Source organism: Bacillus sp. NEAU-Y102 (assembly GCF_054788175.1).
In genome coordinates this window covers 84,152-96,618 of the sequence record NZ_JBTWFK010000003.1, presented here as the reverse complement: position 1 = coordinate 96,618, position 12,467 = coordinate 84,152, and the positions used below count along the sequence as shown (strand labels likewise).

Annotated in this window: 10 protein-coding genes and 1 other annotated feature; all 10 genes read left to right on the top strand. The window is 37.5% G+C overall.

Annotated elements, in window-relative coordinates; all coding sequences use genetic code 11:
* Positions 1-37: 37 nt before the first annotated feature.
* The 10 genes from ACYFX0_RS09880 to ACYFX0_RS09835 all read left to right on the top strand — a co-directional run bounded on the left by ACYFX0_RS09880 (position 38) and on the right by ACYFX0_RS09835 (position 12,178).
* Complete coding sequence (locus ACYFX0_RS09880) at positions 38-931, top strand: cation diffusion facilitator family transporter (protein ID WP_106082516.1); 894 nt, start codon at positions 38-40, stop codon at positions 929-931.
* 101 nt (positions 932-1,032) lie between these two features.
* The gene (gene recJ, locus ACYFX0_RS09875; protein ID WP_106082515.1) at positions 1,033-3,372 is read left to right on the top strand and encodes a single-stranded-DNA-specific exonuclease RecJ; all 2,340 of its coding nucleotides are present in this window, start codon (positions 1,033-1,035) and stop codon (positions 3,370-3,372) included.
* Between the two features lie 47 nt (positions 3,373-3,419).
* Complete coding sequence (locus tag ACYFX0_RS09870) at positions 3,420-3,932, top strand: adenine phosphoribosyltransferase (RefSeq protein ID WP_000346217.1); 513 nt, start codon at positions 3,420-3,422, stop codon at positions 3,930-3,932.
* Positions 3,933-4,142: 210 nt separating this feature from the next.
* Positions 4,143-6,326, top strand: a complete 2,184-nt coding sequence (gene relA / locus ACYFX0_RS09865) for a GTP diphosphokinase (protein ID WP_106082514.1) — start codon at positions 4,143-4,145, stop codon at positions 6,324-6,326.
* Positions 6,327-6,342: 16 nt separating this feature from the next.
* Positions 6,343-6,783, top strand: coding sequence for a D-tyrosyl-tRNA(Tyr) deacylase (locus ACYFX0_RS09860; RefSeq protein WP_001266969.1), 441 nt, complete (start codon positions 6,343-6,345; stop codon positions 6,781-6,783).
* A gap of 115 nt (positions 6,784-6,898) precedes the next feature.
* Positions 6,899-7,231, top strand: a complete 333-nt coding sequence (locus tag ACYFX0_RS09855) for a YrdB family protein (protein WP_000938751.1) — start codon at positions 6,899-6,901, stop codon at positions 7,229-7,231.
* Positions 7,232-7,313: 82 nt separating this feature from the next.
* Entirely contained in the window at positions 7,314-7,490 is a 177-nt protein-coding gene (locus tag ACYFX0_RS09850; RefSeq protein ID WP_001242605.1) for a hypothetical protein, read from the top strand.
* 54 nt (positions 7,491-7,544) lie between these two features.
* Positions 7,545-7,775 (top strand) — a binding site (T-box leader).
* A 69-nt stretch (positions 7,776-7,844) separates the two neighbouring features.
* Positions 7,845-9,116 (top strand): histidine--tRNA ligase, encoded by a 1,272-nt coding sequence (hisS, locus tag ACYFX0_RS09845; RefSeq protein ID WP_000027086.1) that lies wholly within the window; start codon positions 7,845-7,847, stop codon positions 9,114-9,116.
* Between the two features lie 12 nt (positions 9,117-9,128).
* Positions 9,129-10,904 carry an aspartate--tRNA ligase gene (gene aspS / locus ACYFX0_RS09840; protein ID WP_000840901.1) on the top strand — a complete coding sequence of 592 codons (1,776 nt, stop codon included), beginning with the start codon at positions 9,129-9,131 and terminating at the stop codon, positions 10,902-10,904.
* Positions 10,905-11,410: 506 nt separating this feature from the next.
* Positions 11,411-12,178, top strand: coding sequence for a tRNA threonylcarbamoyladenosine dehydratase (locus tag ACYFX0_RS09835; RefSeq protein ID WP_460270362.1), 768 nt, complete (start codon positions 11,411-11,413; stop codon positions 12,176-12,178).
* Positions 12,179-12,467 lie beyond the last annotated feature (289 nt).

The window sequence follows — 12,467 nt, the reverse complement described above, 5'->3', positions numbered from 1 at the left end:
ATAAAATGATAGGTTAAGAAAAGAAGGGATTTTAATTATGGAAAAAGATGAACGTTTTAAACAGGCCGAGTTTGGTGCTATTGTCGGGATCGTTGGTAATATTATATTAGCAATTGTAAAGGCGGTAATTGGTTATATTGGGAACAGTAAAGCACTGTTAGCAGATGCGGTGCATTCTGCATCAGATGTAATTGGTTCGCTAGCAGTACTTTTTGGATTGCGAGCGGCAAAGCAGCCACCTGATGAAGATCATCCGTATGGTCATGGTAAAGCGGAATCGATTTCAGCGATTATTGTTGCGGTATTATTATTTATTGTGGGACTCGAGATAGCGATTTCGTCTATAAAAGCTTTTTCGCAGGAACTAGAACCACCGAAAGGAATTACGATTTTTGCTGTTGTTCTTTCGATTATCGTGAAAGAAGGAATGTTCCAATATAAATTCCGATTAGGGAAGAGGGTAAATAGTGATGCAATTATTGCAAATGCATATGAGCACCGTTCGGATGTATTTTCTTCAATTGCAGCTTTAATCGGTATTTGTGCAGCTATAATCGGTGGTAAGCTTGGTATAGACTGGCTTGTATACGCTGATCCGATTGCAGGATTAGCTGTTTCACTTCTTGTTGTAAAAATGGCATGGAGCATTGGAGCGGAAGCAATTCATGCAACGCTTGACCATGTTCTTCATGAGGAGGATGTTATTCCGCTTAGAGAAGCAGTTCTTCAAGTAGATGGTGTGAAAAAAATTGGTTCTTTATATGCACGGGAGCATGGTCATTATGTTATTGTCGATATTAAAGTGTCTGTAGATCCATACATTACTGTAGAAGAAGGACACCGCATTGGAAAACATGTGAAACAAATACTTATGAAACAAGAGAATGTACAAAATGTATTCGTACATATAAATCCGTATTCTCCAAATTAAACATCATTAACATTTTTGTATATAGATATTGCATCGTAGTTTGCATTATATTGTCACCCCTTAATCTGTCTTGTATAATAAACAGGTTAAGGGGTGATTTCGTGTTACAACCGAAGACGCGTTGGAAAGAAAAAGAATATAATGACGAGCGAGTGAGTGAATTAGCAAGTAAATTACAGTTATCGCCACTTGTCGTTTCATTATTCCTCGGTAGAGGACTAGATACAGAAGATAAGATTTTAGATTTTTTAAATACAGAAAATCAAGAATTTCATGATCCATTTTTATTAGAAGGAATGGATAGAACGGTAGAACGTGTAAATAAGGCGATTCAAAATGGAGAGCAAATATTAATATTTGGTGATTACGATGCGGACGGAGTAAGTAGTACGACGGTTTTATATCTTGCTCTTCAAGAATTAGGTGCAGAAGTAGAATTTTACATTCCAAATCGTTTTACAGAAGGGTATGGACCGAACGAAGAAGCGTTTCGTTGGGCGCATAGCGCAGGGTTCTCACTGATTATTACTGTTGACACTGGCATCGCAGCAGTAAATGAAGCGAATGTAGCAAAGGAGCTTGGAATAGATCTAATTATTACAGATCACCATGAGCCACCGCCAGAATTGCCAGAAGCACTTGCGATTATACATCCGAAATTAGATGGCGGTGTATATCCGTTTCACTATTTAGCTGGTGTAGGTGTTGCGTTTAAAGTTGCGCATGCACTATTAGGCCGTGTACCAGAACATTTATTAGAGATTGCAGTAATCGGTACAGTAGCCGATTTAGTATCACTTCATGGTGAAAATAGGTTGCTAGTGAAACGCGGTTTAAAACATATGCGTATGACGAAAAATATCGGACTAAAGGCGCTATTTAAAGTTGCTAACGTTTCGCAAAGTGAAATTACAGAAGAGAGTATTGGCTTCTCACTCGCACCGCGTATTAATGCGGTCGGACGTTTAGAAGATGCAGCGCCGGCTGTACACCTTTTATTATCAGATGATCCAGAGGAAGCGAAAGAGTTGGCCGAAGAAATTGATGAGCTGAACAAACTGCGAAAAGATATTGTAAAGCAAATTACAGAAGAGGCTATCGCTGAAGTTGAAAATAACTTCCCACCAGAAGAAAACAAAGTATTAGTACTTGCAAAAGAAGGCTGGAACCCAGGGGTAATTGGAATTGTTGCTTCTAAATTAGTTGAACGTTTTTATCGTCCGACGATTGTATTAAGCATTGATCCTATTAAAGAAACAGCAAAAGGCTCAGCGCGTAGTATTGCAGGATTTGATTTGTTTGCAAACTTATCAGATTGTAGAGAGTTATTGCCACACTTCGGAGGGCATCCGATGGCAGCGGGAATGACGCTACATATGAATGATGTAGATGAATTACGTCGCCGCTTAAATGAACAAGCAGATGCAATTTTAACAGAAGAAGATTTTATTCCAATTACAGCAGTTGATGTTTTTTGCAAAGTAGAGGATGTAACGCTAGCGGCAATTGAAGATATGCAAAAACTAGCACCGTTTGGTATTGGAAATCCGAAACCACGTATTGCAGTGAAAGATGCAGAGTTAGAAAGTATTCGCGCAATCGGATCAGATGGCTCTCATTTAAAAATGGCTCTTCGTGATGGACAAGCAACACTGGATACAATTGGATTCGGTTTCGGTGCATATGCGAAAGAAATCTCTCCAGTTGCAAAGGTATCTGTAATAGGGGAAGCATCCATCAATGAATGGAATAATTTTAAGAAGCCACAACTAATGGTACAAGATATTGCTGTAGAGGCGTGGCAATTATTTGATTGGCGTAGTATGCGTAATGCAGAAGCAAATTTAGCAGAACTTCCGAAAGAAAAAATAACAATGGTGTATTTTTCTGAAGAGGTATTGAATAAATTTTCTTTAGAGGACTATAAAGAAAAGCTTATGCATGCGTCAGAAGTAACGCATTTAGATGATCAATACATCGTGTTACTCGATTTGCCAAAAGGAACAGATGAATTACGTGAGTTATTTAAAGTAGGATTCCCAGCGCGAATTTATACGCTGTTTTATCAAGAGAATAACCATTTATTTAGTACAGTTCCTACGAGAGAACATTTTAAATGGTACTATTCTTTCTTAAACCAAAAAACACCATTTTCTTTAAGACAATATGGAGAACAACTATGTCGTCATAAAGGTTGGTCAAAAGATACAGTAAATTTCATGACACAGGTGTTTTTTGAGTTAGAATTTGTTACAATAAAAGATGGCGTCATTTTTATGGCAGACAAAAAACAAAAGCGTGATTTAATTGAATCGAACACATATCGTGAGAAAATGAACCACTTACAATTAGAAAAAGAATTGGTTTATAGCACATATCAGCAACTATATACATGGTTTGAAACGATTCGTAATCATAAAGAAGTAGAACAGTTAGGGTAAAGGATTTGTATTTACAAACCTTTTAGATCTGAGGAGGATTCAGAAATATGGATTTCAAGCAACATATCGCAATTGTACCGGATTATCCGAAAGAAGGTATTGTGTTCAAAGACATTACACCTTTAATGAATGACGGTAAAGCATACAAAGCAGCAACAGATGCAATCGTTGAGTACGCAAAAGAAAGAGATATCGATGTTGTAGTAGGACCAGAAGCTCGTGGTTTCATTATCGGTTGCCCAGTTTCTTATGCGTTAGAAGTAGGATTTGCACCAGTTCGTAAATTAGGGAAATTACCACGTGAAGTAATTACAGTTGACTACGGTAAAGAATATGGAACGGATGTTTTAACAATCCATAAAGATGCAATTAAGCCAGGTCAACGCGTATTAATTACAGATGATCTATTAGCTACAGGTGGAACAATCGAAGCGACAATTAAGTTAGTTGAAGAGCTAGGCGGAGTTGTAGCAGGAATTGCATTCTTAGTAGAGCTTACTTACTTAGATGGTCGTAAAATGTTAGATGGTTACGATGTATTAGTATTAGAAAAATACTAATCACTATATAGGTAAAACTACGGTGATAAAAAGTACCCGTGAATCTCTTGGAGAGGAGCGGGTACTTTTGTATAATTGAACAAAAAATCATGGTGAAATGTCAGTAAAATCTTTTCCTTTTCACAATTCACAATCATTGGGTTATAATGATAGAATATAATTTATTCTATTAAATAAAGATAAAGTCAATTTTCAATAAAAGGTGATTCGATGGCAAATGAGCAGGTACTAACAGCTGAACAGGTACTCGAGAAAGCAAGTCAATATTTAGCGGATGAAGATATTGAGCTAGTGGCACGTGCCTATGAATATGCACGTGATGCGCATAGCGAACAATATAGAAAATCGGGTGAACCGTATATTATTCATCCGATTCAAGTTGCAGGTATTTTAGTTGATTTACACATGGATCCAGCTACGGTATCAGCAGGTTTCTTACATGATGTAGTGGAAGATACAGAGATTACGTTAGAAGATATTGAACGGGAATTTAACAAAGAAATTGCTATGCTTGTTGATGGTGTTACAAAGCTTGGGAAAATCAAATATAAATCTCACGAACAACAACAAGCAGAAAACCATCGCAAAATGTTTATTGCAATGGCTCAAGATATTAGAGTTATTTTAATTAAACTAGCTGATCGTCTTCATAACATGCGTACATTGAAACATTTGCCTCAAGAGAAGCAGCGTCGCATAGCGAATGAAACGTTAGAAATCTTTGCACCTTTAGCACATAGACTCGGAATTAGTACTATTAAATGGGAGCTAGAGGATACGTCACTTCGCTATTTAAATCCACAGCAATATTATCGTATTGTAAATTTAATGAAGCGTAAACGTGCAGAACGTGAAGAATATTTAGACGAAGTAATGACTGGTATTCGTGAGAAATTAAAAGAAGTTGCAATTCAACCTGAGATTTCTGGAAGACCGAAACATATTTACAGTATTTATCGTAAAATGGCACTGCAAAATAAGCAGTTCAATGAAATTTACGATTTATTAGCTGTACGTGTTGTTGTAAATAGTATTAAAGATTGTTATGCGGTGCTTGGAATTATTCATACGTGCTGGAAGCCGATGCCAGGTCGTTTTAAAGATTATATTGCAATGCCAAAAGCAAATCTATATCAATCTCTTCATACGACCGTAATTGGACCGAAAGGTGACCCACTTGAAGTGCAAATTCGTACGAAAGAAATGCACGAAATTGCAGAATTCGGGATTGCGGCACACTGGGCGTATAAAGAAGGAAAAACAGCAGAAACAACAGGTACATTAGAGAAGAAACTCACATGGTTCCGTCAAATATTAGAATGGCAAAATGAAACTTCTAATGCAGAAGAATTTATGGAGTCATTAAAAATTGATTTATTCTCTGACATGGTATTCGTCTTTACACCGAAAGGCGATGTAATGGAATTACCACTTGGATCGGTTCCGATTGATTTCGCGTATCGTGTCCATTCGGAAATTGGGAATAAAACAATTGGTGCAAAAGTAAACGGTAAAATGGTGACGCTGGATTATAAATTAAAAACAGGCGACATCATTGAAATTTTAACGTCGAAACATTCCTATGGCCCAAGTCAAGATTGGGTAAAACTTGCTCAAACATCTCATGCAAAAAATAAAATTCGTCAATTCTTTAAGAAACAACGTAGAGACGAAAATATTGAAAAAGGCCGTGAACTTGTTGAAAAGGAAGTACGTGGTCTAGAGTATGAGATGAAAGAAGTATTAGCGCCTGATAACTTAAAACGCGTCGCTGAGAAATTTAACTTTGCAAATGAAGAAGATATGTTTGCAGCAGTTGGATATAGCGGAATTACAGCTTCGCAAATTGTTACGCGACTAACGGACAAGTTCCGCAAACAACGCGAAGAAGAAGAGATTGTTGAAGTTAAAGAAGTTCGTAAACCGATGAAAATTCGAAAATGGGATTCTGGTGTAAAAGTAAGCGGTGCTGATAATTTATTAATCCGTTTATCGAAATGCTGTAACCCAGTTCCGGGCGATGATATCGTTGGATATATTACAAAAGGCCGAGGCGTATCGATTCACCGCCGTGATTGTGTAAATGTTCATACAGAAGAAGCTGTAGAAAGATTATTAGAAGTAGAGTGGGAAGGTAGCCCTGAAAAAGAAATTGAGTATAACGTTGATATTGAAATTTCAGGTTACGATCGCCGTGGTTTATTAAATGAAGTACTGCAAGCTGTTACAGAGACGAAAACGTACATTTCAGCTGTTTCTGGTAGAAGTGACCGTAATAAGATGGCGACAATTAATATGTCAATCTCAATTCGTAACTTACAACATTTGAAAAAAGTAGTAGAACGCATTAAACGTGTTCCGGAAATTTATGCAGTACGACGCATGATGCATTAATAGGGAGTGTAGAAAGATGAGAGTTGTTTTACAACGATCAAAGAAAGCGTCTGTCACGGTAGACGGTGAGATCGTAGGACAAATTCCGTTCGGTTTAACATTACTAGTTGGCATTACGCACGAAGATACAGAAAAAGATGCAACTTACATTGCGGAAAAAATTTCAAACTTACGTATTTTTGAAGATGAGAGCGGAAAGATGAATCATTCTGTACTTGATGTAGAAGGACAAGTTCTATCTATTTCGCAATTCACATTATACGGAGATTGTCGCAAGGGGAGACGTCCAAACTTTATGGATGCTGCGAAACCTGACTATGCAGAGCGTTTATACGATTTCTTTAATGAAGAAGTTCGCAAACAAGGATTGCATGTAGAAACAGGGAAATTCGGAGCAATGATGGACGTTTCTTTAATCAATGATGGTCCGGTGACCTTAATTGTAGAAAGTAAATAGTGTTGATAAAAAAGAGAGGGTTATATAATCCTCTCTTTTTTATACATTGTTGTATGTTTTGTTCATTTATCATACGATTAATTTGAAGGGGAATAAAAGGAAAAGAAGGTGTAGTATGCTTCAAGAATTTAATATAGCTTTACGTTTTATGCTAGAGTTATGTATTCTTGGGATTGTTGGATACTGGGGGTTTCGAGTAGGAACAACAACAGCTATAAAAATTACACTTGCTATTATTATTCCGATTGTTGTTACTGCCATTTGGGGGTTATTTGGAGCTCCACATGCAGAATGGGAAGTAAAAGGTATATTACATGTATTATTAGAAATTATCGTATTTGGAGTAGGTGTTGCAGCATTATATCATTTGAAGCATCATATGCTAGCAAGTGGACTGGCTATTGTTATTGTTATAAATCGAATACTAATGTTTATTTGGAATCAATAGCAGTTTCGGTTATGTATAACTCTCTCATCAATATGGAACAATAAAAAGTAAAACATCCATATTGAATGTGAGGGATATACGTATGCGCATGAATGAAAAAGGGCATTCTGTTACAAATGGTGCAAATCAACTATTTAACGTGAATTTTCATGATTTTATTTCAAAAGAGCAAAACAATACTTCAATGGAGCTTGCTTCCGAGTTTGGGATTTCTCTTCAAGATGTAAAGCGTCTAAAGAAGCAGATTGAACGTTCTTAGAGCACTTGACAATCCTACTTAACAAACGTATAGTAATTTTATATTTACATATGAATATAACCGTTGATAGAGAAGAGTAAATGAGACACACATGGAAAGAGAAGGAATGTCTTAGGCTGAAAACATTTCTGCATGATGACTGATTGAATGACACTCTAGAGGTTTCAACTTGAACGGCATATATGCTTAGTAGGGATGAACGCATATTTAAGCGTTATTAAAAAAGTGGAAGCATACGTGCTTCAATTAGGGTGGCACCACGGGTATAATACTCTCGTCCCTACTGTTTAAACAGTAGAGGCGGGAGTTTTTTTATTTTTATTAAGATTAAAACAATTTGAGGAGGAACTGAATATGTCTATTCAAATCCCACGCGGAACGCAAGATATTCTTCCAGGCACTGTTGAGTTATGGCAGTATATCGAAGGGCAAGCACGCGAAATTTGCCGTCGTTACAATTATAAAGAAATTCGTACACCAATTTTTGAGCACACGGAGCTATTTTTACGTGGTGTTGGTGATACGACAGATATCGTACAAAAAGAAATGTACTCATTCCAAGATCGTGGAGAGCGCAGCTTAACATTACGTCCAGAAGGTACTGCACCTGTTGTACGTTCTTACGTTGAAAATAAAATGTTTGGTGATGCAACACAACCAACGAAATTATACTATATCGGTCAAATGTTCCGTTATGAAAGACCACAAGCAGGTCGCTATCGTCAATTCGTACAATTCGGTATCGAAGCAATCGGCAGTAATGATCCTGCAATTGATGCAGAAGTAATTGCACTTGCTGTTGAATTTTACCGCGGCATGGGCTTAAAAAATATTAAAGTTGTATTAAACAGTTTAGGCGATGCAGCGAGCCGTCAAGCACACCGTGATGCATTAATCGCACACTTTGAGCCACGTATCGGCGAATTCTGCTCTGACTGTCAATCTCGCTTAGAAAAGAACCCACTTCGAATTTTAGACTGTAAGAAAGACCGTAACCATGAATTAATGGGAACAGCACCATCTATTACAGAATACTTAAACGAAGATTCAGCAGTATACTACGACAAAGTTCAAGAACTATTAACGATGATGGATGTTCCATTTGAAAAAGATCCGAACTTAGTACGTGGTTTAGACTACTATCAACACACTGTTTTTGAAATTATGAGTGAGGCAGAAGGTTTCGGTGCGATCACTACATTAAGCGGTGGTGGCCGTTATAACGGACTTGTACAAGAAATCGGTGGACCAGAAATGCCAGGTATCGGTTTTGCAATGAGTATTGAACGTTTAATTATGGCGCTAAAAGCTGAAAATATTGAATTACCACTTGAACATAGCATTGATTGTTACGTTGTAGCGCTCGGTGAAAAAGCGAAAGACCATGCTGCAAAAGTTGCGTTCAATCTTCGTAAAGCTGGATTGTCAGTTGAAAAAGATTATTTAGATCGCAAAATGAAAGCACAATTTAAATCAGCAGATCGTCTAAAGGCGAAATTTGTAGCTGTATTAGGAGAAGATGAGCTGGATAAAGGTATCATTAACTTAAAAGATATGGCAACAGGTGAACAAGAAGAAGTAGCGTTAGATGTATTTGCTTCATACGTAGCAGAGAAATTAATATAGGGGGAACTTACAGTGGCTGAAAGAACACATGCATGTGGAAAAGTAACAGTAGAAGCTGTTGGACAAACAGTTCAATTAAAAGGTTGGGTACAAAAACGCCGTGACTTAGGTGGATTAATCTTTATCGATTTACGTGACCGCACAGGTATCGTACAAGTTGTATTTAACCCAGAAACATCAAAAGAAGCGTTAGAAGTAGCAGAAACAATTCGTAGTGAATACGTATTACACGTAGAAGGTACAGTTGTTGAACGTGGTGAAGGCGCAATTAATGACAATATGGCAACTGGTCGTATTGAAGTACAAGCAACAAAAGTAAATGTACTAAATGCAGCGAAAACAACGCCAATTATCATTGCTGATGATACAGATGCATCAGAAGATGTGCGTTTAAAATATCGTTATTTAGACTTACGTCGTCCTGTAATGTTCAACACATTCAAAATGCGTCACGACGTAACAAAAACAATTCGTAATTTCTTAGATACAGAAGAGTTTTTAGAAGTCGAAACACCAATTTTAACGAAAAGCACGCCAGAAGGAGCTCGTGACTATTTAGTACCAAGTCGTGTACATGATGGTGAATTCTATGCATTACCACAGTCACCACAGTTATTTAAACAGCTTCTTATGGTCGGCGGATTTGAGCGTTACTATCAAGTAGCACGTTGTTTCCGTGACGAAGATTTACGTGCGGATCGTCAACCAGAATTCACGCAAATCGATATCGAAGCTTCATTCTTAACACAAGATGAAATTTTAGATATGATGGAGCGTATGATGACGAAAGTTATGAAGGATGCAAAAGGTGTAGAAGTTAGTGCACCATTCCCTCGTATGAAATATGCTGATGCAATGGCTCGCTACGGTTCTGATAAGCCAGATACACGCTTTGAAATGGAACTAACAGACTTATCTGAGTTTGCAGCAGGTTGTGGATTTAAAGTGTTTACAAGTGCTGTAGAAAGCGGCGGACAAGTAAAAGCAATTAATGCAAAAGGTGCTGCAAGTAAATACTCTCGTAAAGACATCGATGCATTAACTGAATTTGTGAAAGTATACGGTGCAAAAGGTCTAGCTTGGCTTAAAGTTGAAGAAGACGGCCTAAAAGGACCGATTGCGAAATTCTTCGGTGAAGAAGATGCAAACGTGTTAATGACTACATTAGAAGCTACTGCTGGCGACTTATTACTATTTGTAGCAGATAAGAAGAGCGTTGTTGCAGATAGCTTAGGCGCACTTCGTTTACGTCTAGGTAAAGAGCTTGAGTTAATTGACGAAAGTAAATTTAACTTCCTATGGGTAACTGATTGGCCACTTCTTGAGTACGATGAAGATGCAGATCGTTACTTCGCAGCTCACCACCCATTCACAATGCCATTCCGTGAAGATGTTGAGCTACTAGAAACAGCACCAGAAAAAGCACGTGCACAAGCATATGACCTTGTATTAAACGGTTATGAGCTTGGTGGCGGATCACTTCGTATTTACGAGCGTGACGTACAAGAAAAAATGTTCAAAGCACTTGGATTCTCACAAGAAGAAGCGCAAGAGCAATTCGGATTCTTATTAGAAGCATTCGAATACGGTACACCACCACACGGCGGAATCGCATTAGGTTTAGACCGTCTTGTTATGTTACTTGCAGGCCGTACGAACCTTCGTGATACAATTGCATTCCCGAAAACAGCAAGCGCAAGCTGCTTATTAACAGAAGCTCCAAGCCCAGTTGCAGAAGCGCAGCTTGAAGAGTTAAACTTAAAATTAAGCTTAAAAGAAGAGAAGTAAGAATAGGGTCTAGATGGTTATACTAATACCATCTAGACTTTTTTTGGAAGGAAGTTTAAAAATTCCGGTTCAGATAACTGTCGCATCTCATCGTTACGTATGCTAGTCCGGTGCTCGAGTAGTAACTCTACACTACGCTCCTCCTATCATACGTGCCTCGATCTGCTCGGTTCTCTGAATCCTCCTTTTTAAAGGTGTATTGGAAGGAAGTTTAAAAATTCCGGTTCAGATAACTGTCGCATCTCATCGTTACGTATGCTAGTCCGGTGCTCGAGTAGTATTTCTACACTGCGCTCCTCCTGGCTTCAGCGCCTGGATCTGCTCGTCCCTCTGAATCCTCCTTTTTAAACATGTATTGAAAGGGAAGTTTAAAAAGTCCGGTGTACACTATGTTTTCATTTTCGAAATATGTATTTTTAGGAATTCTATAACTTTTTCTATACAAATAGTCGGAAAAACGCTAGAATACATGGTAGACCATTTTTGTAATAGGAGTGTAGAGCTGAATGTTACATCAATTTTCACGTAATGAATTAGCCTTCGGTAAAGAAGGACTTGAAATATTAAAAAATAGTACAGTCGGTATTTTAGGAATTGGTGGCGTAGGGTCATTTTCGGCAGAAGCGTTAGCACGTTCTGGCGTAGGACGTCTCGTATTAGTTGATAAAGACGTTGTAGATATTACAAACGTAAACCGTCAAATTCATGCTTTAGTATCTACTGTAGGACGTTCAAAAGTAGAATTAATGAAAGAGCGTATTACAGACATTAATCCGGAATGTGAAGTAATTGGACTAGAAATGTTTTATACAGATGAAACATATGAAGAGTTCTTTAAATACGGTTTAGATTTCGTAGTGGATGCATCTGATACAATTACGTTCAAAATCCATTTAATTAAACAATGTTTACGTCGTAAAATTAAAATTATCTCATGTATGGGTGCAGCAAATAAAATGGACCCAACTCGTTTCCGTATTGCGGATATCTCTAAAACACATACAGATCCAATTGCGAAAGTAATTCGTACGAAGCTTCGTAAAGAGGGTATTAAAAAAGGTGTAAAAGTTGTCTTCTCTGACGAGAATCCAATCGTAATTCGTGAAGAAGTACGTAAAGAGATCGTACCAGACGAAAATGCAAAAATTCGTAAAGCGAAATTACCACCTTCATCAAATGCATTCGTACCATCTGTGGCAGGCTTAATTATGGCAAGTCACGTTGTACGTGAACGTATTAAAAACGTAGAAGTGAAACGTGTGGGGCAAGAATAAAGTGAAAGCATATATCCATTTTGGATATATGCTTTTTTATATGTATTAAAGAAATAAAGATATTTGCATTACTACTAGTTCAAATGTGAGCAAGGCTAGTAAGTAATGATTATATTTACCCAATCTATTTTGGGCGTTTCTTTGTATGACAGGGAGGAATGTTATTGTCAATCTTTGTCGTTAAATCGATATCCTTTGTCGAATCGTTGATATATTGCAAGTTGTGATAGATATATTTGAAAAATCGTTGATATATTGCAAGTTGTGATAGATATATTCGAAAAATCGT